Source organism: Hahella sp. HN01, from assembly GCF_018986435.1.
GTDB lineage: Bacteria > Pseudomonadota > Gammaproteobacteria > Pseudomonadales > Oleiphilaceae > Hahella.
In genome coordinates this window covers 69,222-90,822 of record NZ_JAHMIN010000019.1, presented here as the reverse complement: position 1 = coordinate 90,822, position 21,601 = coordinate 69,222, and the positions used below count along the sequence as shown (strand labels likewise).

Annotated in this window: 27 protein-coding genes and 1 pseudogene; 19 read left to right on the top strand and 9 right to left on the bottom strand. The window is 53.9% G+C overall.

Annotation, left to right across the window (positions count from 1 at the left end):
- Positions 1–86 precede the first annotated feature (86 nt).
- The 6 genes from KP814_RS18615 to KP814_RS18590 all read left to right on the top strand — a co-directional run bounded on the left by KP814_RS18615 (position 87) and on the right by KP814_RS18590 (position 4,035).
- Positions 87–551 (top strand): CesT family type III secretion system chaperone, encoded by a 465-nt coding sequence (locus KP814_RS18615; RefSeq protein ID WP_216738164.1) that lies wholly within the window; start codon positions 87–89, stop codon positions 549–551.
- Between the two features lie 214 nt (positions 552–765).
- Positions 766–1,878: a DNA alkylation repair protein gene (locus KP814_RS18610; protein WP_216738163.1), complete on the top strand. Its 1,113-nt coding sequence runs from the start codon at positions 766–768 to the stop codon at positions 1,876–1,878.
- 183 nt (positions 1,879–2,061) lie between these two features.
- Complete coding sequence (locus tag KP814_RS18605; RefSeq protein WP_216738162.1) at positions 2,062–2,679, top strand: TetR/AcrR family transcriptional regulator; 618 nt, start codon at positions 2,062–2,064, stop codon at positions 2,677–2,679.
- A gap of 3 nt (positions 2,680–2,682) precedes the next feature.
- A complete protein-coding gene (locus KP814_RS18600) occupies positions 2,683–2,970 on the top strand; it encodes a YciI family protein (protein WP_216738161.1) in 288 nt (95 codons plus the stop codon).
- A gap of 47 nt (positions 2,971–3,017) precedes the next feature.
- Positions 3,018–3,620: a DNA-3-methyladenine glycosylase I gene (locus KP814_RS18595; protein ID WP_216738160.1), complete on the top strand. Its 603-nt coding sequence runs from the start codon at positions 3,018–3,020 to the stop codon at positions 3,618–3,620.
- A 58-nt stretch (positions 3,621–3,678) separates the two neighbouring features.
- A complete protein-coding gene (locus KP814_RS18590) occupies positions 3,679–4,035 on the top strand; it encodes a VOC family protein (RefSeq protein WP_216738159.1) in 357 nt (118 codons plus the stop codon).
- A gap of 66 nt (positions 4,036–4,101) precedes the next feature.
- On the opposite strand, the gene KP814_RS18585 is transcribed toward KP814_RS18590, so the two are convergent.
- Positions 4,102–4,443 (bottom strand): hypothetical protein, encoded by a 342-nt coding sequence (locus KP814_RS18585; RefSeq protein ID WP_216738158.1) that lies wholly within the window; start codon positions 4,441–4,443, stop codon positions 4,102–4,104.
- Between the two features lie 134 nt (positions 4,444–4,577).
- Complete coding sequence (locus KP814_RS18580; protein WP_216738157.1) at positions 4,578–5,435, bottom strand: LysR family transcriptional regulator; 858 nt, start codon at positions 5,433–5,435, stop codon at positions 4,578–4,580.
- A 129-nt stretch (positions 5,436–5,564) separates the two neighbouring features.
- On the opposite strand from KP814_RS18580, the gene KP814_RS18575 reads away from it, so the two are divergent.
- Positions 5,565–6,539 carry a quinone oxidoreductase gene (locus KP814_RS18575; protein ID WP_216738156.1) on the top strand — a complete coding sequence of 325 codons (975 nt, stop codon included), beginning with the start codon at positions 5,565–5,567 and terminating at the stop codon, positions 6,537–6,539.
- 120 nt (positions 6,540–6,659) lie between these two features.
- Here the strand turns inward: KP814_RS18575 and KP814_RS18570 are convergent, their stop codons facing one another.
- The gene (locus tag KP814_RS18570; protein ID WP_216738155.1) at positions 6,660–7,121 is read right to left on the bottom strand and encodes a hypothetical protein; all 462 of its coding nucleotides are present in this window, start codon (positions 7,119–7,121) and stop codon (positions 6,660–6,662) included.
- A 395-nt stretch (positions 7,122–7,516) separates the two neighbouring features.
- Between KP814_RS18570 and KP814_RS18565 the strand changes: the two genes are divergently transcribed.
- The 3 genes from KP814_RS18565 to KP814_RS18555 are packed head-to-tail and all read left to right on the top strand — an operon-like array spanning position 7,517 to position 8,577.
- Complete coding sequence (locus tag KP814_RS18565; protein ID WP_216738154.1) at positions 7,517–8,047, top strand: HEAT repeat domain-containing protein; 531 nt, start codon at positions 7,517–7,519, stop codon at positions 8,045–8,047.
- A gap of 14 nt (positions 8,048–8,061) precedes the next feature.
- Complete coding sequence (locus KP814_RS18560; protein ID WP_216738153.1) at positions 8,062–8,205, top strand: hypothetical protein; 144 nt, start codon at positions 8,062–8,064, stop codon at positions 8,203–8,205.
- A 6-nt stretch (positions 8,206–8,211) separates the two neighbouring features.
- A complete protein-coding gene (locus KP814_RS18555) occupies positions 8,212–8,577 on the top strand; it encodes a hypothetical protein (protein ID WP_216738152.1) in 366 nt (121 codons plus the stop codon).
- Positions 8,578–8,688: 111 nt separating this feature from the next.
- On the opposite strand, the gene KP814_RS18550 is transcribed toward KP814_RS18555, so the two are convergent.
- Entirely contained in the window at positions 8,689–9,645 is a 957-nt protein-coding gene (locus tag KP814_RS18550; protein WP_253938470.1) for an alpha/beta fold hydrolase, read from the bottom strand.
- A 127-nt stretch (positions 9,646–9,772) separates the two neighbouring features.
- Here KP814_RS18550 and KP814_RS18545 point away from each other — a divergent pair, with 127 nt between their 5' ends.
- Positions 9,773–10,600 (top strand): AraC family transcriptional regulator, encoded by an 828-nt coding sequence (locus KP814_RS18545; protein WP_216738151.1) that lies wholly within the window; start codon positions 9,773–9,775, stop codon positions 10,598–10,600.
- A gap of 278 nt (positions 10,601–10,878) precedes the next feature.
- Entirely contained in the window at positions 10,879–11,295 is a 417-nt protein-coding gene (locus tag KP814_RS18540; RefSeq protein WP_127970730.1) for a hypothetical protein, read from the top strand.
- A gap of 36 nt (positions 11,296–11,331) precedes the next feature.
- Here the strand turns inward: KP814_RS18540 and KP814_RS18535 are convergent, their stop codons facing one another.
- Positions 11,332–11,868 (bottom strand): cysteine hydrolase family protein, encoded by a 537-nt coding sequence (locus tag KP814_RS18535; RefSeq protein WP_216738150.1) that lies wholly within the window; start codon positions 11,866–11,868, stop codon positions 11,332–11,334.
- 435 nt (positions 11,869–12,303) lie between these two features.
- Here KP814_RS18535 and KP814_RS18530 point away from each other — a divergent pair, with 435 nt between their 5' ends.
- The 4 genes from KP814_RS18530 to KP814_RS18515 all read left to right on the top strand — a co-directional run bounded on the left by KP814_RS18530 (position 12,304) and on the right by KP814_RS18515 (position 15,202).
- A complete protein-coding gene (locus tag KP814_RS18530) occupies positions 12,304–13,068 on the top strand; it encodes an ABC transporter substrate-binding protein (protein ID WP_216738149.1) in 765 nt (254 codons plus the stop codon).
- 167 nt (positions 13,069–13,235) lie between these two features.
- Positions 13,236–13,727, top strand: a complete 492-nt coding sequence (locus tag KP814_RS18525; protein ID WP_216738148.1) for an Hsp20 family protein — start codon at positions 13,236–13,238, stop codon at positions 13,725–13,727.
- 111 nt (positions 13,728–13,838) lie between these two features.
- Complete coding sequence (locus KP814_RS18520) at positions 13,839–14,432, top strand: Hsp20/alpha crystallin family protein (protein WP_216738147.1); 594 nt, start codon at positions 13,839–13,841, stop codon at positions 14,430–14,432.
- A gap of 164 nt (positions 14,433–14,596) precedes the next feature.
- Positions 14,597–15,202, top strand: a complete 606-nt coding sequence (locus tag KP814_RS18515; protein ID WP_216738146.1) for an Hsp20/alpha crystallin family protein — start codon at positions 14,597–14,599, stop codon at positions 15,200–15,202.
- A gap of 47 nt (positions 15,203–15,249) precedes the next feature.
- Here the strand turns inward: KP814_RS18515 and KP814_RS18510 are convergent, their stop codons facing one another.
- Positions 15,250–15,492, bottom strand: coding sequence for a hypothetical protein (locus KP814_RS18510; protein WP_216738145.1), 243 nt, complete (start codon positions 15,490–15,492; stop codon positions 15,250–15,252).
- Positions 15,493–15,731: 239 nt separating this feature from the next.
- Positions 15,732–16,838 carry an NAD(P)-dependent oxidoreductase gene (locus KP814_RS18505; RefSeq protein WP_216738144.1) on the bottom strand — a complete coding sequence of 369 codons (1,107 nt, stop codon included), beginning with the start codon at positions 16,836–16,838 and terminating at the stop codon, positions 15,732–15,734.
- A gap of 496 nt (positions 16,839–17,334) precedes the next feature.
- Here KP814_RS18505 and KP814_RS18500 point away from each other — a divergent pair, with 496 nt between their 5' ends.
- Entirely contained in the window at positions 17,335–17,559 is a 225-nt protein-coding gene (locus tag KP814_RS18500; protein WP_216738143.1) for a ChaB family protein, read from the top strand.
- A 12-nt stretch (positions 17,560–17,571) separates the two neighbouring features.
- Here the strand turns inward: KP814_RS18500 and KP814_RS18495 are convergent, their stop codons facing one another.
- Positions 17,572–18,963, bottom strand: coding sequence for a vitamin K epoxide reductase family protein (locus KP814_RS18495; protein WP_216738142.1), 1,392 nt, complete (start codon positions 18,961–18,963; stop codon positions 17,572–17,574).
- Positions 18,964–19,004: 41 nt separating this feature from the next.
- The gene (locus tag KP814_RS18490) at positions 19,005–19,541 is read right to left on the bottom strand and encodes a type 1 glutamine amidotransferase domain-containing protein (RefSeq protein WP_216738141.1); all 537 of its coding nucleotides are present in this window, start codon (positions 19,539–19,541) and stop codon (positions 19,005–19,007) included.
- Between the two features lie 328 nt (positions 19,542–19,869).
- On the opposite strand from KP814_RS18490, the gene KP814_RS18485 reads away from it, so the two are divergent.
- Positions 19,870–20,160, top strand: coding sequence for a hypothetical protein (locus tag KP814_RS18485; RefSeq protein WP_216738140.1), 291 nt, complete (start codon positions 19,870–19,872; stop codon positions 20,158–20,160).
- Positions 20,161–20,209: 49 nt separating this feature from the next.
- Positions 20,210–21,562, top strand: a pseudogene (locus KP814_RS18480) (FMN-binding glutamate synthase family protein); the annotation flags it as partial.
- Positions 21,563–21,601: the final 39 nt, after the last annotated feature.

The following is a 21,601-nucleotide window of genomic DNA, read 5'->3' as shown; positions in this document are numbered from 1 at the left end:
AGTATGTAACTGCGCGCGCCATCGCTAATCTGTCAGCAATGATTTCAATAAATCTGCAATAACGATGGATGGAAAGGAGCGTTCAAATGAGCACGCAAAGAGACGTTTTCTCGCAGTGGTTAATGGAGCTTAACAACCAGTGGGGGCTGACCTGCCTGGCGTTGGATGCAAGCAATCAATGTCACCTGTTATTGGATGATCATGAACTGTCTTTCGGCCTGAGCAATGACGAGCAGGAGTTGTCGCTCTGGTCGCCGGTGGCGTCCGCCGAGTCGTTCCTGGGGAATGCAGAACGGCTGACCGAGCTTTTGGTTATGAACTTTAATGACCACTCCCTGGCTGGCACAACTTTCGCCATGGATAGCGGCCGCTCCCGTCTTTTGTTATGTTTCCGTGTCCCAATCAAAGGGCTTGACGCTCATTCTCTAGGTAATGTCCTGCGGAACTTTGGCGAGACCATCAGTCATGTTGAAGGCGAGTTGTTGGCGTTAGCGAATCGGGGAGTAGAAAGCAGCGAGTCTGCAGGCAGTTTTCCCTATCTCAGAGCCTAGGGCCGCAAGCCCTTCGGCAGACATGCGCGCAGCCGGTTATCCTCTTCAGGGTGTTACCCGACAATACCGCTTGTATATGCCTCCGTTAACCAGTCTCTCTAAAACTTAATGGACTGAACATATAAATGCATGTATAAAAATACAGTATCAATAATACTGACGAGTAACTGGTTATGTATCGAAAAGCGGCGTCAATTGGTGGGCATCAATAAGCATGGGAACAGCTATCAAAGACGTATTTAATCTGACGCTAGTGAGCGAGATTGCTGCGGAGCTACACCGCGCCCATACTCCGTTTGATGCAACAGCCTTTGTCGCGCATTCAATGGACGGTTTGGACAAGTTGGAGCTCACTGGCCGGGCCGCACATATTGCGGAGGCCCTGCACAAGTATCTGCCTAAGCCATTTTCTGAAGCGGCGGCAGTCATCGAAGCGGCGCTTGGCCCGGAGTTACCCGCAACCGGTGAAATTGGTCTAATTCAGCTTCGCTACATGCCGCATCTTGCTTTTGTCCAGAAATACGGCCTTGATGATTACGAGGCCTCCATTCGGGTACAGGAGGAGCTGACCAAAAGGTTTACCGCCGAATTCAGCATCCGCGCCTTTCTGGTGAAGTATCCTGAGCGCACCTATGCCCAGATGCTTGCATGGACAGGCCACGAAAATGCACACTTGCGCCGACTTGCTTCTGAGGGCGTCCGCCCGCGTCTGCCATGGGCGCCGCGCTTACACGCGTATCAGCAAGATCCGCGTCCTGTCCTGGACATACTGGAGCGGTTAAAAGACGATCCCATACTTTATGTGCGCCGCTCCGTAGCGAACAATTTGAACGACATTGCTAAAGACCATCCCATGCTGACCATTGAGACCTGCCGGCGCTGGGCTGTAGATGCGTCTGAAGGCCGCACCTGGATTATTCGCCATGCTCTGCGTTCATTGGTCAAGGCCGGTAATAAGGACGCAATCTGCATTCTGGGCGGAACCGAGAATCCTTCGGTGAACATAGACGACATATCCATCACGCCTCAGCGCGTCTCGCTGGGGGAGGCCGTGCGTCTGTCTTTTGAAATTAAAAGCACCGCACCCGAGGCGCAGCGCTTACTGATCGATTATGCCGTGCACTTTGTAAAAGCTAACGGCGGAACCCGGCCAAAGGTCTTCAAACTGCGTACTCTTACCCTGCAACCGAACGAAAAAACTACCCTTAACGCCATAGTGTCTTTCGCGGAATTGAAGACACGCCGCCATTACCCTGGGCGTCACCACATCGATGTCCTTATTAATGGCGAGCCCTATCCGCTTGGTGATTTCGAGCTGACTCCGTGAGGGGGGAAGCTACTGGTAGGCTGTACAAACTGGTTGACATATTAGGATGCTCGTCCTATTTTTGATGCTAGGACGCGTGTCCTAAATTGTGGCGTGACTTGATAGACTGCATTTTTCAATAAGTGTGGGTCGGTCAAATCGCCGCCGCTGTTCACGTTATTCTGTTTGGCGGTCATCAAGACAATGAGCAATCTCACTACGCGCGAGCTGATAGTGGAAACAGCCGATCAGCTGTTCTATCAGCAAGGTTTTGAGCACACTTCTTTCTCGCACATCGCCGGCGCTATCAGTATTTCGCGAGGCAACTTTTACCACCATTTCAAAACCAAGGATGAAATCCTGGACGCCGTGATTCGGCTGCGTCTGGCCAAGACGCAAAAGATGCTGGACCAGTGGGAGGCGGAAGGTAAACATCCGCGAGAACGCATCCAAAGCTTCATTCAGATTCTGGTCATGAATAAGAAGGACATTAAACGCTACGGCTGTCCAGTCGGTACGCTGTGCTCAGAGCTGGCGAAGCTGAACCACGGTTCCCTGGTAGACGCCAACGCTTTACTCACGCTCTTCCGAACATGGTTGCGCAAGCAGTTTGTATTGCTGGGTCGCGAGGCGGACGCGGATCAGTTGGCCATGCATGTGCTGGCTTTCAGCCAGGGCGTCGCCACTCTGGCGAATGCGTTCAAAGACGAGAAGTTCATTAAAAACGAAGTTAATCAGATGCTCGACTGGTTGAAGCGATGCGAGGAAAACATGAGTTCCTCTGAATCTGCTTCCGCACCGGAACTAACAGGAGAAAGATAACTGATGTTTATCGTGCTGCTGAAATTCTCAAACAATAAAAGCCAGGCTGGCCAGTACCTGTCAGGTCACAAAGACTGGATCAATCAAGGCTTCGACGATGGCGTCTTTCTTCTGGTTGGAAGCCTTCAGCCCAGCTCCGGGGGCGGCATATTAGCGCACAATACCTCTCTGGCGGAGCTGCAGGAGAGAGTCAATGCAGATCCGTTTGTGGCTGAGGATATTGTCGCCGCGGAGATCATTGAAGTAGCGCCTTCCAATACCGATGCGCGTCTGCAGTTTTTGATGAATTGAGACGACTTGCCTCTATTTTCAGACCTACACAACAAGGATAAAGATTAATGTCCGTCACGATAGAAAGTGCAGAGAGCAAACCCCGTTGCAGCTGGAGCCAGACGCCGGATTTTCATGCGTACCACGACAATGAATGGGGCTTTCCGGTGAGAGATGATTTTCGTCTATTCGAGAAGCTCTGCTTGGAGAGTTTTCAGTCCGGTCTCAGTTGGAGATTGATTCTCGCCAAGCGGGAAAACTTTCGCGCCGCCTTCCATCACTTTGACTTCAATAAAGTAGCCGCGTTCACGGAAGAGGACGTTAATCGATTACTCAAAGATGAAGGCATCGTGCGCCACCGAGGCAAAATCGAAGCCGTCATCAACAACGCCAAATGCGCCCAGGCGCTGGTGGAGAAAGAAGGCTCGTTGGCGACGTTCATCTGGCGCTTTGAACCCGCCCACGACCAACGCCAAAAACCACAGACCGCCTCAACCTCCCCAGAATCCGTCGCCCTGTCGAAAGCACTCAAAAAAATGGGCTGGAAGTTCGTCGGCCCAACCACTGTATTTGCATTCATGCAGGCCATGGGACTGATCAACGATCACGCGGAAGAGTGCGCCGTCAGGGCGGAAGTGGAACGCTCACGAGAGGTTTTTCAGAGGCCTTGAGTTTCTTTTCCTTAAACATGAATATTGCCAAACCCACCTTGGCTAATGACCCAACACCATGATCACGCCCACCGCCATTCTCATACACGTCAACGATATCGAAGCAGGTTTGGCCTGGTACAAGAAGGTTTTTCCGGCTGCGCAGGAGCGTTGTGTGGACGGGTTTCGGTATCTTGATGTTGAAGGTTTTCATATTGAGATTGTTTGGGCGGATGCAAAAGTGCCTGCTGGAAAAGCGGGGACGGTGTTGTACTGGTCCGTTGCGAATTTGGCGGATGAGATTGAGCGGCTTTTGGTCTTGGGATCGACTGTTTATCGTGGGCCTATGCAGATTGAAAACGGGTTGGGCATGTGTCAGGTGACGGACCCGTTTGGTAATCTCATAGGCCTGAGAGGGCCTTATTCTGCGTCCTGATTTTTCAGGTTGTTGCGCACCGATAGGCTGACTCTTCTCAGACGAACTCAAGCCAGCCTTGTCTGTTTATTCGATCACGTTAGCGCCGAGCGCGTCCCGGTATTTCTCGACCAATTCGATCCAGGTTTCTGAATTGGCCACGATGAACTGGTAGGTGTGGTCGTTCATCAGTGTGACCTTAAAGCCCTCGGGCAATAATGGGGGAATGCTGTGTTTTTCTACCTTGGCGATATCGGTGAGGGGGATGTTGTAGGGGCCGAGTCCGAAGTCTTCGTTATAGGGAGCGAAGTGCAGGGTTTCGGCGGTCATCCACAACTTGCCGTCGGCTTTTGCGACGCCTCGTTGGATTGTGGAAGTAGAAGATTTGATCACCTTTTCCGGAGCGGTGATGTCGGCTTGGGTTACCATTTGTGAGCCTCCTTGTGGCGTGTGAGTGGTTCGCTGCGGCATGAAATAACTGCATCAACAACAGCTCAACGTCCTGATAGCGAATATAGAACGGCCGACGGTAAAGATAAAGCGCGGCGAGAAGCAGGTGAGCCTTATATGACACCGGTCTCAAATAAGGCGATCAGAGCGTCCGCTACCTTGCGCACCCGTGGCGATCGTCGCAGGTCCGGGTGGATGACCAGCCACAGTTCTCGCACAATCGGACAGGCTGGTTCTTGAATGGGTTGTAACTGAGGATAAAAGCGCTCCATGAAACAGGGTAAGACGCCAACGCCTACGCCGCCGACAATCGCGCTGGCGAGCACGTTCAGATCATTGGAGCGGAAAACCAGCGGCGAGTGGGGCAGTGTATCCAGCCATTGTTGCTGCGGAGCGAATTGCATGCTGCGTTCGTAGCCGACGTACTCCCATTGTTCCTGGGAGCGCGTCGCCAGATAGTCGTGGCCGCCATAAAGGCCATACTGTAACTTGGCCAAGGGGCGCGCCGCCAAATCTGGCTCCTCTGGGCGGCGCATACGCAAGGCGATATCCGCCTCGCGCTCATGAAGGTCGGCGTTTTGCAGATCGCCCACCAGTTCCAGTTCGATGTGCGGCAACTGTTTACGTAGCTCACCCAAATGCGGCGCCAGTATCAGGCTGGCCAGCAATGGCGGTGTTGAAATGCGCACGCTGCCCGATAGCCCGGACATGCCGTCTGCGATGCGAGTAAAGCTTTGCGCCTGGGACGCCATCCGCCGCGCAGGCTCCAATAAGTTTTGACCGTCTTCAGTGAGACGCCAGCGTCGCGGCAGACGATCAAACAGCTTCACTTCCAATTCCCGCTCCAACATATCCACCCGACGCGCAACGGTGCTGTGCTCGACAGAAAGCGTGCGCGCAGCGGCGGACAGGCCGCCCGCCTCCGCCAGCGCCAGGAAATAGCGGATGTCATCCCAGTTAATCGATTTCATTGTGCAATTATGCACAAATGCTGTGTGGTTTTGGGGAATTTTCTACAAAGCATGCCGCAGTTAAAGTTTACGTAGCTAACAAGGAGCTAACAGGACACCCACCACAGTAAGAGCATTAAGGAGTTCAGAATGAGTACGCCTATCCGTATAGAAATGTCCCAAATTGGCGAGCCGTCCGTATTGCAGCCGGCGACCTTTCAACTATCGCCTCCGGCCCCGGGAGAAGTCCGCCTTCGCCACCGTATGGTGGGAGTGAACTTCGTGGATATCTATTTCCGTTGCGGACTTTATCCCATCGCCGAGGACCCCCGCGTATTGGGTGTTGAGGCAGTGGGCGTGGTTGAGGCGTTGGGAGACGGCGTCACTGGCCTGAGTATTGGTCAGCGCGTCGCCTATGCCGGCTTTCCGTTAGGAAGCTACGCCAGTCATCGAAATGTGGCGGCGGAGAGATTATTACCGGTTCCCGACTCGGTCTCTGATGAAGCGGCGGCCTCTGCATTATTGCGGGGAATGACCGCCCACATGCTGTTGAACCGGGTCAGACCTGTCGCGGCGGGTGATTCGATGCTGGTTCACGCCGCCGCCGGCGGACTGGGGCAGGTATTGGGACAGTGGGCGAGCAAGCTGGGCGTGAGATTGATCGGGACCGTTGGCAATGCGGAAAAGGCGGAAATCGCCCGCCGCAAAGGCTACGAAGATGTCATTCTTTATCGCGAGCAGGACTTTGCTGAAGCAGTGAAGCGGCTGACTGACGGCGCTGGCGTAGACTACGTCATCGATGGCGTTGGCGCGGACACGTTGATGCAAAGTCTGGCGAGCGTGGGGGCCTTTGGTACGGTCGCCAACATTGGGCAACCCTCCGGCATGTTGCAGAGCCTGCCGATGGAAGCCATGGCGCGTGCGGTTCAATTCACCCGTCCCAGCGTGTTGCTGCATATGATGGATTTACGCCACTACCGGATCAGCGGCAATGCGGTCATGGAACAACTGGCGAATGGGTTGACCGTAGATATCGCGGATACAATTCCCTTGGAGCAGGCCGCCCAAGCCCATGCATTGCTACAAAGCGGGCAGACGGTTGGAGCGGTGTTGCTGTCGGTATAAAAACAGGTTTGCGTCCGGTCGGCCCGGCTGGACGCAGAGGTTGTCAATCTTCTGCTGCGGCTGATAGGCTTTGGCGCAATCAAGCTCTATGATCAATAAGGATGATGCTTGTCGCTTTCTTCACTTAGGCCGGTCTGTGAATCCCCGGATATAAAGCACAAACAGCATGGGCGCGGTGAATATTACCGACGCCCCCATATAGACGGTTTGCAGGACCATTTCGAGGCGTCCAGTCAGAAACATGATGCCGGCGATTTCCCAGATGAGATAACAAAACCACGCCAGTTTGACGCACAGAAAAACCAGACAGACCGCGTATACATAACGCCATACCTGGGATGGCGGCGCGTTGAACGCATAATGGCAGGCGGCGATAAGGGCGATCACATCCGCCAGAATGAGCGGGATTTGAATGGGCGACAACTGGCCTGTCTTGAGAATTTTAACGACGCCCAGAATCAACAACAGCAAGTACAGGGCGATATACGCCAGCCACGCATTTCGGCGAAGTCGGGAAGGGGACGTCTGGAGATCCACGGCAATATCAGATGTTGGTTTTTGATAAGGGTTTTCCAGGTCCATAACCACCGCTCGCGTATAGATTCTCGAACTCGAATACCGGAATACTAACGCATGTCAGAATAGCTGAATTGTAAAATCCTGCTGTTTTTGATGGCGAGTGTTGAGAGATTAAAAATGGGGGCTGGGCCGCCCCCAAGAGGTGTTAGTTCAGTCTTCAGCATTTATGCGGAGGTGATTCCAGGTTAGCTTGAACCCTGTCACTCCTGGACTTCCCTTTTAGCAAGGCGGCGAGAGACGCCTGCTGATTCCGAGGTATTACTTACACAAAAGGTCTACCGCTAACCCCGTTAATTCTAGAAGTCGGCGTCGCGGTGTTTGTAGAATATTTGGTGAAACTTTTGTGGCGTTTTTGCAATAGAAGAGAGGTGGCCAAGAGCCGACCAATCAGAAAAAATATGAAATATCGACAGGACTGTAGGGTGAATATCGCCAGCCTCAAAGAAAAACTTGCCTCTGAAGATATTGACGACATTTATGATGCATTAATTGATATCGGCAAAACCAACCGTCACGAGTTGATGGAAGATGTCAGGCGCTTTCTGCAACACCCGGAGCCGGATCTCCAGCGCGCCGCCATCATGGTGCTCGGAACCTGCTGGAGCATACCGGACTTCAAAAATGAGCTGATCTCTTTGATGAGTAAAGATGAAAACGACGACGTCCGAGCGGCGGCGCTCATCAACTGGGTAGGGTATTACGTAGGGACAAAAGACCCAGCAGTCCTTCTCACGCTCAACGACCTGCTGCGAGATAAAACGGAAGACCTTTTCGTTCGCATGGAGGCGTTGAGAGGCATTGCCAGAGTAGCTCGAACGGATATCGACGAAAAATTGATGCACGAGCTGGAAAGAGCGTCTTCTTATGCGGAGTTTGAGTCTTTGATTCCGTGGGAATGGGTGGATGACATTATTGCGCATACGGTCTAGAGGACGCTTTACGCGTGTGCGAGCTTTTTGCTGACCCTGCAGCAATGTCAGGGGAAGAAAAAGACGAATTTGAAGCGGAAATGAAGCTGTCGGAATTGAAGGTACCAGGAGATTTTGCGTGTATATTGGCTGTTTTTAATGGCGTTGAGAGAAGTTGAGGGAATATGAGTCGGTCGTTATCTGTGAAAGGGTGGTTGGAGTGCACGGAGGAGGATGTTGTTCTGATAAGGGATCTTGTTGAGCGACTACCTGATTTAGAAGATATTCCTATTGAGCCTACTAAGGTCGAAAAGTATTCCTTTGGATGGGTGCTTAATCCAAGGCCTAAAGGGTGGATGTGCTATGCCTTTTATGGCTACGACATCAGGTCGCGAGATGTTGATTACGTTTATTGGAAGCTGGAAAAAATTACGGCTTTGATTCCCGAATTGAACGGTTACTTTCAGATTGATGATTTCGACGCGGAGTTCTCGATAAAGAAAATCACTATCGCCAATTCGGAAATCTCCATCACCGAGGAAGAGATTTAATCGAAAGTCATCAAAAGCTGGCGTCCGTATATGGAGAAGTCATCTTCTATTGCAAATCTCCTCGATAGGTAAGCCGCCCTGATAGCCGGCAGGGCGGCATATGACGTTTATCTATTGTTTCACAAAGGCCAGCAAATCCTGATTCAGCCGATCTTTATGAGTGTCTGTAATGCCATGGGGCGCGTCTGGATATTCAATGAGTTTGGCGTTTTTGATCAGTTTCACCGCGGCGCGGGCGGAGGCGTCGATGGGGACGATCTGGTCGTCGTCGCCGTGCACGATCAGCGTGGGGATGTCGAACTTCTTCAGGTCATCGCGGAAATCTGTGGCGGAGAACGCGGCGATTGAATCGTAGGTGTTCTTGTGTCCGCCTTGCATGCCCTGGGCCCAGAATGACTGAATCATCCCTTGAGACGTTTGAACGCCGGGACGGTTGAAGCCAAAGAATGGGCCCGATGCGATATCCAGATAGAGCTGGGAGCGATCTTTGAGAGACGCGTTGCGGATATCGTCAAACACTTGCAGCGGCAAACCGATGGGATTGCTGTCCGTCTTCAGCATCAGAGGCGTTACTGCGGAGATCAGCGCCGCCTTTTTGACCCGCTGCGTTCCGTGTCGACCAATGTAGCGCGCCACTTCGCCGCCGCCTGTGGAGAATCCCACCAGAGTGACGTCTTTCAAATCCAGTGTTTCGATCACGGCGGCGAGGTCGTCCGCATAATGATCCATATCATTGCCTTCCCAAGGCTGACTGGAGCGGCCGTGGCCGCGACGGTCATGCGCCACAACGCGATACCCTTTGTCAGCCAGGAACAGCATTTGCGACTCCCAGCTATCCGAACTCAGCGGCCAGCCATGACTGAAGACCACCACGGGCGCGTCTTTGGGACCCCAGTCTTTGTAGTAGATCTGTACGCCGTCTCGGGTGGTAATGTAATTGGCGGTCTGGGATACCGCTGCGGCGGCTTGCCTGATTACGGACGTCTCGGCGGCGGACGTCTGCGCGGCGCCAGCCAGTGTGAAAAACGCCAGGGTCAGTGCGTTGAGGGGGCGGGTAAATGATTTCATGTTTTCTCCTTAATGCTTTGATGTTTTTGGCGCTAGTGGTTTTGGCCAACAAGCAGGAGCAACTTTACCCTTATGCATGATACGATATATCACAAATAATCCTGATAACTTAACCCAGAGTATCTTTATGGTAGATCGGTTGGCGGCGTTGCTGGAACACTTTTCTATTAATGCCCGTGTGTTCAATACCGGCCCTTTGTGCGGCGTTACAGACGTATACGGCAAGGACCAATATGGGCAGCTTCATCTCGTGCGCCAGGGGGCGGTGGAAGTGCGGCATGGCAGGAAAGTCGTCGCCAAAGTGGCTGAGCCGAGTCTGTTGTTCTATCCGCGGCCTTTGCCTCACCGCTTTGTCACTGATCCAGTGGTTGGCGCTGATTTCGCCTGCGCCAACCTGAGTTTTGAGGGCGGGGCGAACAACCCGGTTGTCGCGGCGCTGCCGGAATTTATCTGCCTGCCTTTATCTTCATTGCCGGGCGCCGCGCCGGTGTTGGATTTACTATTTCAGGAAGCGTTCGCCGGTAACTGCGGACGACAGGCGGTGCTGGACCGTCTCTTTGAAGTCCTCCTGATACAGGTGCTGCGGTATCTAATGGAAGATGGACGCACCCAGGTCGGTATGTTGGCGGGAATGGCGCACCCGCGCTTAAAAATGGCGTTAGTGGCCATGCATGAGCAGCCTGGAGAGGACTGGTCATTGGAACAACTGGCGGATCATGCCGGCATGTCCCGCAGCGTATTCGCCAATCTGTTTCGCGATCGCGTCGGATGCACGCCGGGCGTTTACCTGCAGCGCTGGCGTATTAGTCTGGCGCAACGGGCCTTGCTGCAGGGGGAGCCGCTCAAGTTAATTGCGGGGGAAGTGGGTTATGGGAGCGAGGCGGCGTTGTCGCGGGCGTTCAAGGCCTGTGTGGGATGCTCACCGGGGGAGTGGCGAAAGCATCAGGTTCTTTAGCTTCCCGTTATCATCCATGATGCGCACAAAATTCAGCCAATATTGCGCCCCCTGATCGGGGCGTAGTCCGTTTGCGATATTGTGAAAGAGATCGCATCTGTTACTGTTTCGCCACTGAGTTTACTTAGTTAACTCCACTTGAACAGACATAACAAACTGACTCGATTGCGCCTGAAACCAAGCACTTGGGAAGCTGCTCTTGGGGGATGGCGTTGCTGGATTTGAGTCATGGCAGGGAATGCGTTAACCCGGCGAAATACAGATTTTTAGTAGTAGATATGATTAAGAAAACGGCAATATCTCTGGTTGTAATCGTTATTTTGGTGCTCCTTGTTTTTCGTGTGCTGGGGCCCTATTTGCGGCAAATTAAAAGCGATGAAGCTGTCGCCCTCAAGGCGATCCCTGTCACCTACAATTGTGCGAGAGGAAACTGCATCGCTTTTGATGTCGAGTCCGTCGGCGCAGAAAAATATCAGCAGTACGTCAACAATCTGATTTATCCCTACAGCGATTCGGAAGCGCAAGACGAAGTCGCCACACGCCTCGCGAATCTGCTATCGGACAGCCAGATTTCCGTGTGCATGAAAGGCGTGCTGCACCAGTTTCCCATCGACTACCTCCGTCCTTTCCACAAAGGCTATGGCGGGTATGATTTTCAGTTGATGGAGATAGGGGAGAGCGCCTGTGAGGAGTGAGAGCGACGCCTAAAATGGCTCTCACTCAAGGCGGTTTTATTGGAACGCCACGGCGGATGCTGCGACCACCTCAACTCCCACGCCGAATCCTCCCATGAACTGCAACAATTGATTGTGATGCGCAATGATCTGCTGGGCGGTAAGGACGCCGTTGTCGCAGGTGGAGTGGCCGTCTTTCACCAGGGTGACCTGGTATCCCAAAGGAAACGCCTGGCGGACGGTGGTGTCAAGGCAAAGTTCGGTCTGCTGGCCGCAAATGACCAGGCGCGTTACGCCGTGCTGTTGGAGCAGGGCGTGCAAATCGGTTTGGTGAAAAGAGTTGGGTGTCTTTTTACGCAAGTGGATATCTTCAGGTGCGGAAGTAAGGCCCGGACTCAAGCGCCAACCTTCCGTTTCATACACCAACGCCCCCGCAGATTCCTCATGCAACATAAAAATGACCGGCGCTTTGGCCTTTCGCGCCTTTACGGCAAGGTCATTGATACGCGCAATCAGGTTATCGACATCGAACGCGGCTTCCTCGCCCGTGCATAATCCAACTTGCATATCGATAATCAAAAGTGCGGCGCTCATGCCTGTGTCTCCATGTCGTGATTGGTTTAAATCCAGAGCGAACCAGTCTTAAGCGAACGGCTCGGTTACGCGTGAGATAATCCGGTATAAGGTATTAATAGTAAAGGAGTTGGCTGACATTGGGACAACATGTCAACCAATGCTGACCTTCCACTGTTCACCATATGGCTACACAGTTGCAGAAGCCTCAAGGCGCACTGGCTAAGAACCAATAATCGTTAGTTAACGTACTTATTAGGTGGGCGCGGTAGTCGGTCATATTGGGGGAATGACGGTTCTGCGTGGGAGAGTTGAGTGCGATGGCGCTGGACCTGAGAGCGACTTGCGCTAACCCGGCGGACGTCTATGATTGATAAGGAAGGATTCACTGGAGAAAGTGCTTGGCGTCCATTGATTTAACGTTGTCGGTGATCATTTGATTATGTGGCGTTGCTCATGATTCGCTGTGTCTTTTCTTACGTGTTTGGCTTCTTGCTGCTTGCCGGTCACGGCTTCGCCGCTGATCAACCGTTTTCGCGCCAACTGGAATTGATCACGTCTTCTTCTATCGCTCCCTATGTCATTGCCGAGGAAAACCGCGGTCTGGTGGTGGATATCATTCGCGAGGCGCTGTCGGAACGGGAGTATGCGGTTAACTTCATATACACCACGAACCGGCGTCTGTTTGCGGAGTTACGAAACCAGCGCGTGGATGGGGCCTTTAATCTGCCTCCGGGCAATTACTCCGAGGGCGGCTATTACCTTTCCGATCCTGTGGTTTACTACCAGAATGTAGTGGTGACGCTGAACGACCAGGCGGATGGGATTATCAAAGTGGATGACCTCAAGGATAAACGCCTGGTGGTGTTCCAGAACGCCCACCTTTATCTGCCTCCTGAGTACGCCAAGATGGCGGCGCAGAATCCGCACATTGAGGAAGTTGTGGATCAACAGGCGCAAGTGCAGATGCTGTTTTTGAAGCGTACCGACGCGATCATTCTCGATAAGCGCATTTTCCATTACTACCTGAACAAACTGCATTCAACCAGCCCAATTTATGAGGCGCCTTACACCGTTCATCCCTTGTTCAACAGCGCCCCTCGTTACGCCATTTTCAAGTCCGCCAAGCTGCGTGATTTATTCAATCAGCGGCTGCAGGAGTTGAAAGACAATGGACGCTATGAAGTCATCGCGGACAACTATCTCAAGCTGGCGCAATAGCTTCGCTGTGCTGCTCGCACTCCTTTCTGACGTCGCTTAAAACCTGTCCAAATTGTCACAAAATCCACGCTTGAAAAGTTGCGTTCCGACCATAAATTGGTAAACGCCAAGGATAGCCCCTTGGTCTTTTGACTTTGTTTATATTGCTTCAAAGCGGAGGATATACAATGAACTCAATCGACTTAACCCCACTTTATCGCAACAGCGTCGGCTTTGAACGACTGGCGTCGTTGATTGATCGCGCGCTCACCGGCGAGACCGACTCGCCCGCTTATCCGCCCTACAACATCGAAGCGTTGCAAGAGAACCAATACGCCATCACCTTGGCCGTGGCGGGCTTTGCACGTAGCGAGCTTGATATCACTGTGGAGAAAAACGTACTGACCGTGCGCGGCCGCAAGGAGCAGGACGCCTCCCGCAATTATCTGTATCAGGGCATCCCGGGACGGACATTCGAGCGCTCATTCAATCTGGCTCAGTACGTGGAGGTGAAAGACGCCTCGCTCAGTAATGGCCTGCTGACGATTACGCTGAAACAGAACATTCCTGAGTCGATGAAGCCCAAGCAGATTGCGATCAACGATGGTGGGCGTTTGCTGGAGCATGAAAGCGGCGCAGAGTCTGAGAAAAAGCCTGACGCCGCCAACGAAGCGGCCTGATGGCGGAGCGGCGCCGGCGTCCGTTGTGTCGGCGCCGCAGCAGTCCGGTGCAAGACATTGTCAGTACTTTTGGTTGCCTGTGATGCATGACTTTATGTGGAGGAACGGAAGATGAAACTGAACAAACTCAATCCCTGGAACTGGTTTAAACACGAGGATGAACGTCAGGAACGGCGTGAACAACTACCGATATCCCGACAAGACGCGGCGGCCGGCGTGAACCCGCCGGCTACAGCGTCCGGCGCGGACTCGCTGCTGCGTTTGCATCAGGAAATGGATCGGCTGTTCGACGATGTGTTCAGCGCTTTTGGTATGCCGTCCATGCTTTCCCGGCGCGGGGCGTCGCCCCTTGAACGCCTTGGCGCGAGCCGGGAGTACCGGCCTTTGATCGACGTGTCCGGCGATGAAAAGCGCTATGAAATCGCCCTGGATGTCCCGGGCTTGTCGGAGTCGGATTTGTCCATAGAGGTAAAAGGCGATCAGCTATTGATTCGTGGACACAAAGAAGAGACGAGCGAGAGTAAGGACAAACAGTTTTACCGCATTGAGCGCAGCTACGGCGCGTTTCAGCGCACGTTATCGCTGCCGAACGACGCCAATGTGGAAGACATTCATGCGCAACTCAAAAACGGCGTGCTCAAGCTGGAGATTCCCCGGCGCGAACCGGACGCCAAGGAGGTGAAACGTATCGCTATTCACTCGTAACCTGGCTATGCATTTGTAGCCTAACCACTCATTTTTCACTGCACCGGGGCGGGCCTTATGAGGTCCGCCTCCGGCGACGAGGCCCGGCCTCTCTGTTCGCCGCCATGAAGTCGTCATGACGACCCAGACGTAAGGGCCTCTGATCAACTAGGGAGGTCATTAACATGCAAAGCAAAACCCAAAAGACATTACTCGGCGTCGCCGCTGGTGTGGGATTGGCGGCGATAGCGGGCCTGGGTTATTACACCTGGGAACTGAATCAGAAAGTTGCCGCCCTGGAGGCGCGGACTACGCCCAACGTCAATCTCCCCTTGAGTGCAGCGCCTGATCCCTGGCCCAAAAACTGGGACCCCTGGTCGGATAATTGGGACCCCAGCGGACAGTTTGCGGAAATGCAGAAGCGCATGGATGAGATCATGAAACATATGGCGCCGGGCAACTCGACTTTCAGCCTGCAGGGCTTTGGATTGTCATCGCCGGGACCGAACATTGACGTGAATGAGAACGCTAAAGAGTACAAGGTCACGGTGACGGTTCCAGAAGGGGAGAAGGTGGAGCTGAACGCGGACCTGGATGGGGATACGCTAAAAATCTCCGGCAAGGTAAGAAGTGAGAGCGAGACCAGCTCCGGCGGCTTGGCGGGAAAAACCGTGTCCGCCAGTCAGTTTTCTCAATCCATGACGTTGTCTGATCCGGTGATTGAGTCAGGGATGACGATCAATAACAAAGGCAAGGAAATCGTTATTACCATCCCGAAAAATACGGGATGAAAACGGGAGCGGAAGGCGCTGGCGTGCGATCGAACGCCCCGGCGCCTTCACCAACCCCGGGACTTCATGCGCTTGAGCTGATACTCCATGGATGATTGATCCATCAGGCGGCTGATCTCTTTCAGGGACAGCTGCTTGTAGCGTCTTTGCTCTTTGGCGGCTGGGGTAGCGCCTAACATCACCGGTTCCTCTTCGGACCACTTTTCGAGGTCGGTCAGATATTCAGAGCGATAACGCTGAATCGCCTCTTCGGCGAGTTGGCGGGGAGATTTTTGAGACTGCGTATCCATATGCAACACCTGAGCTGAAATGCAAGTATAAGCAAGTCGAATTAAAAGGCATGATAGGATTGATGTCAAGTGTAATTGGCTTGTATTTCAAGGGAAGGCGGCCAAATGGCGGATAGGTGAGAGTCTGTATTGAAAGCAAAGTTGTATATCTAGTGAGCGTTCAGACAAATGAAAACCTCGCCGGAGTGACCGGCGAGGGAGTGATTTTTAACGCGCAATCAAGCGCTTAGCCTAAACGATTAAGATGCCTTGAGAGACTCCGGCAGGGTAACGTCGTTGGCTTTATACCAGCCTTGAGGATCTTTCTTCAGGTTGGCGATCAGCTTCTCCAAGTCATCGTACAGGGCGTGCCGCGGTTTCCAGTCGAGAAGGTCGGCGGCGCGGCTGACATCCAGCTCATAATGATCGGATGACATATCCACCATAAACGGCTTGATGAAAGGCTTCTCACCTTTATCGATGCTGTCGGGAATAATCGGCTCGGCCTTTTCCTCCACCCAGGCGCCGGCCTTGGCCACGGGCTTGGGAACGCGCAGGGTGCGCCAGTGTTCCTTGCCGTGAATCAACTCGCCAATTCGATCCTGCAATTCGCCATAACTCACGGCGCGGTCTTCGCCAATCAACATGATGTTTTCTTTGGGCAGATCGCGGCGGCGTTGTAATGTCTTCAAAAACGCCTGCATCAAATCCTGGCGGTGCACATAGGCCTGACCGGCGTCAGTGTCGCCGGGATACAAATGGCTTTCCAGATCCTTCTCATAGATACGCGCGATCTGCTGCGACAGGACCGGCGCGGCCTGCTTGTCGTCATACAGACCGGCGAGACGCAGGATGCTGTAGGGCATGGCGCCGGCATTCTCCTTGATGATGATCTCCGCTTTGGTTTTGTATTCGGGATACACCCAATCCGGGTCCAGGGGCGTCTCCTCGGTGATGGGCGCGCCATCAGGTTCGCTGGCGCGGTGGACCAGCATGGTGCTGGAGTAGATGAAGCGCTCCACGTAGAAATTCTGCAACGCCGCCATGAGATTACGTGCGCCGTTCACGTTGACTTCCTCGTAGAGCGGGGAATCTTCCCCGGTGAAATCGAAATACGCGGCCAAATGAAAAACTGCGGCGATGTGACGGCCAAATTTCTCCCGAAAGGCGTCGAAGGTTTTCTTGACGTCATCCGGGGAAGTCAGGTCCAGAGTGTAGCTGTGATCCGCGAGAGGAGTTTCTTCACGATCCATACCGATAACCTGATACTTTCCCGTCAAGGTAAGAATGAGACTGGACCCGATATCGCCAGCCGAACCGGTGACGATGACCAGCGGTTGTGTTGAGGTGTTTGTAGTATCCGACATGACTCTTTCCAACGTTCCTTTATCTGATGAGTGATGCGACCGCTTCCTTATGCAAACTGCGTGGGTGAGGCGCTGGCTACGGACTGAACAACGCCCGGGAAAACGACCGCCTTGTCCGTTATCTGATACAAGGGCCGTGCCAGTCTAAAGTGGGTGTCCTGGTAAGACGGTGGCGTGGATGCGATGGGGCGTTGTTGTGGGTGTCTGAATAAAATAATGGGTGTCCTGATAGCTTCGAGATTACGGTCGCATTGAAAAGCGCCGATAAAGGAGCGGAACGGGTGGGTGTCCATATAAAGCGGTTTGAGTGTATGAGGTTAAGATGGGTGTCCTGATAAGGCGACAAGGCAGACTTGCACGCCGGGCTGGACAATCTGGCCTGAATTTTGATGCTTGGAAGAGACGGACGTCTTGCGTCGTCACCCTCGGCAACGTCTGTATCCGGCTGGCGTCATCCAGGAGGCTCGCCGGGAAAAGTTTCAAGGAGGGATGGAGAATGCCTTATGACCGCCTCAGCGAACTGCCCAACAATGTCTCCCAGGTCCTGCCCAAGCACGCGCAGGAAATCTATCTGTCCGCGTTCAATCATGCCTGGGATCAGTATCGAGATCCCGAAGACCGCCGCGGCGACGTCTCTCGGGATGAAACAGCGCGTCGGGTGGCATGGTCTGCCGTCAAAGAGAAATATGTGAAGCGGGAAGGGCGTTGGCGACGTAAATAGCGTCATTAACGACTAGAACATCCAGCGATTCCAGCTACCGTAACGCCTGCTGATATCGCCTCGCGGCAGGCTCAACAGGATCAACGCCAAGCCGGCAGTCAAGCTGGCGAGAGAGGCGTTCAGACTTGGGCCATAGGCGAAGGGCGTCAGCAGTAGGCAAATGCCAAGCGGGACCAATAAAAAACGTACGGGTCTTGCGACCTCCGTCAATGAGATCACTGCTACGGTGATGGTTAACGATCCTATCAGGTGATCCCAGTCCGCCATCGCGCCTTCGGTTCCGAATAGCAACCGCGTACACATCAACCCCACGCCGATGAGTATGCTCACGGCGAGATTCCAAGGCAGCCCCACGCCCCCGCCCACGATGTCTTTTATGATGGCGGCCGGGCGTTGCTCGAAGCTGGGCTCTGGCGCGACGCGTCCGCCATTGTCTTCATCGCCGAGGAAAAATACTTTCCATAGGGAGCGACCCGCTTGTTTGCGTCGATACAGAAACTGGCCGGTGGCGACCAATTCATCCAGCGAATAGGGGATCTGCAACAACATCGCAGTGGCCGCAATCAGGCAGAGGGCGCACCAGGTTTCCAGCAAAATAGGCTGAATAATGATGAAGGTGATGGAGACAATGCCCAGAGGCACAATCATGAATCCGAACAGGGCCACCAGCCAGGGCATGGTGCGCCAGCGTTTGTGCGACCCCACCAGCCCGGACAGGATTTCCAGCGCGTAGGTTAACGCGCCCACGCCAGCGTCGGGAACCGGCCAGGCTTCGGACACATACGAGGTGATGATTTCCTCCGCGCCGTTTTGGGGATCAGTGCGCGAGCCGGCGAAGAACGGCTCCCACACATCGGGAATATGTTGTAACTGATACGCGCACAGATACGTCGAGATCAGCAGGCCAACCATCGCCAGGACGATAATCGGCAGGCGTTGAAACCAGCTGGAGGGATTGCTGTCCCACCCCGGTGGAATATTCGTCTCATCCAGCTCCGCTCGGGAGGAAACCCCGGGAGAGGGCGGTAATGCAATGGCGAAGCCGGTAACCAGAATGCCCACCAGCGTGTCGTTCAAATAGGCGGCTGCGTTGGGTGTCCAGAATAGCAGCGGCGCCGACATCAGCCACAACCCCAGTACAGCGCAAACCCAGCGCGCCCAGCTAAAACGCCAGGATAGGGATAACCCGGCGAAGACCTGCAATGCAAAGCCCGCGATCACATCGCTGTATATCATGCCTGGCTCGCTATAGTCGCGCAGCGCCGGTGAACAGATGAGCCAGAGCGCCAGGGCCATGTTCATGAAATGAGCCCACAGGTTGCGGCTATGCAGGGCCCGGTATTGATCGCGATGTACGATGGAACGCGAAAATGGCGTTGATGACCGGATAATCTGTTCCTGCATAGCTAACTCCCTTTTATGTGTTCACGGGGGAAGGAGAGAGATTAAAGCGCGGCGAGGGCGTCTTTGATGGCGCTTACAAAGGCGTCGAGATCGCCCGGGTGGCGGGCTGTGATGATGTTGCGGTCGCGCACTGTGGCCTCATCCACCCATTCCGCGCCAGCGTTTTTCATGTCGGTGATGATGGACTTGTAAGAGGTGGCGCGAATGCCGCGGACGATCTGCGCCTCAATTAAAAGCCAGGGGCCGTGACAGATGGCGGCGATGGGCTTTTCCGCGATGTTAAATTTATGGATCAGGTCTATCACCGTCTTTTCCACCCGCAGCAAGTCAGGGTTGATCTGCCCGCCGGGAAATACCACTGCGTGGTAGTCCTCTACATCTACGTCTTGTACGGTCTTATCTACAGGGACTTCTTCGCCCCAATCTTTCCCGCTCCACCCTCGAATGCGGCCTGTCTGCAGGGAGGCTACATGCACGGTGACGCCTGCGTTGCGCAGTCGATCCCGGGGAACTTCCAGCTCGGATTGCTCGAATCCGTGGGTGGCGATGATGAGAACCTTGGCTTCGTTGATATTCATAGTGAATGCTTCCGTTTTCTGTTGTCCTTATTGGCGGCGCGGCTCCAAGTCTTCGAACCAGCGCTACGATGGGTGTCCTGATAGACGCGGCAATTTCCTTGCCATGGCTGAGTTTGATCAAAATGACGTGATGGCGGGCTCGGGAGCGGATGGAAAAGGGCGTCGCATTTGTGTTTTGACGGTACTTTTTCCAACTATCTTGTAAAGCTTACAATTGGGTTCCCTGACTTTCCCCTTGGAAGCCTGAGGGCATATACTTATGTCAGGCTGCGGCTGATAGGGCGGAAAACATAAATCTCCGGGTTAGGGCGCCAATGAATGACAGGCCATGAACAACGCGATATTGGTTGACGAAGGTTGGCACAGACTTGGCAAGCCTGACTGTCGTCCTGAGCAGGCGACTGCGTACATCACTTGCAAGTTGAGACAGCTTGACGAGATAAGGAGCGCCGAGGACTTGTCTGAAAACGTACTGAGTAATCTGGACGACTGTAAAGACCAGTTCTCCCTTCTGATGAGCAGTATTTCCACGAACGATTATTTTCCTCAATACATCTTCACCAATCGTTTGCTTGAATTGATTCAGATAGAAATCGAGCAAGTGCGCGAAATCGGATAAAACCGTCTGCCTGGACAATCTTCGCTTAACAAACAAAGGGAGCGTTTGCATGATCAGAAGGTGGTTTTACCAGATATCCATAGCCTTGCTGGCGGCATTGGCCTTGATTTCTCTGGTCTGGCCGACGGTATGGTGGTTGCTGGTTCTGATCGGACCGATCATCGCCATAGGTCTGTATGACGTCATGCAGAGCGAGCACGCGATTCTGCGAAACTTTCCTGTCATTGGCCACATCCGCTACTGGCTGGAGCGGATTCGCCCGGAAATCCAGCAGTACTTCATTGAATCCAATATCGACGCGCACCCCATTCCGCGGGAGATTCGCGCCATTGTCTACCAGCGCGCCAAGGGGGCTTTGGAAACCAAGCCGTTCGGCACCGAACGGGATGTGTATCGCGTTGGCTACGAGTGGGCGGCCCATGCGCTGTCAGAAACGGAGCCTCTGAAAGAAGAGCCCCGTGTGGTGATTGGCGGCGAGCAATGCCGACAGCCATATTCTTCCTCGGTGCTAAACATCAGCGCGATGAGTTACGGCGCGTTGTCGCCGGCGGCGATCAAGGCCCTGAATAAGGGCGCCAAGAAAGGCGGGTTCGCCCACAACACTGGTGAAGGCGGGGTCTCGCCCTACCATCTGGAAGCGGGCGCCGATCTGATCTGGCAAATCGGCACAGCCTATTTTGGATGTCGCACCCGCACAGGCGATTTCGATCCTGAAATGTTTAAAGACATGGCGCAGCGGGACGAAGTGCGCATGATCGAGCTGAAACTATCTCAAGGCGCCAAGCCGGGACATGGCGGCGTACTGCCTGCCTGTAAGGTGAATGAGGAGCTGGCGGAAATTCGCAAGGTGCCCATGGGAGAGGACGTCATCAGTCCGCCTCGTCACCGGGCGTTTCATAATCCAACGCAAATGCTGGAATTTATCACTCACTTGCGCGAGCTGTCGGGAGGCAAGCCGGTAGGCTTCAAACTCTCCGTGGGGCGGCGGGTGGAGTTTTTATCCATCTGCAAAGCTATCCTGGAAACTGGCGTCACGCCGGATTTCATCACTGTGGATGGCGGTGAAGGCGGCACTGGCGCAGCGCCGCTGGAATTCTCCAACTCACTGGGTATGCCCGCGCGGGACGCCTGGATGTTCGTCAACAACGCTTTGGTTGGCGTTGGCAAGAGAGACCATATTCGCCTCATCGCCAGCGGCAAGATCATGACTGGATTCCATATGATTCGCGCCATGGCGCTGGGCGCGGACCTGTGCAACAGCGCGCGGGGCATGATGTTCGCGCTGGGGTGCGTGCAGTCGTTGCGCTGTAACAAAAACACCTGTCCAACCGGCGTTGCGACCCAGGACCCCTGGCTCTATAAAGGACTGGTGGTGGAGGATAAAGCCGAGCGTGTCTTCCGCTTTCACCAGGGCAGCATCCACAGCTTTCTGGACCTGGGC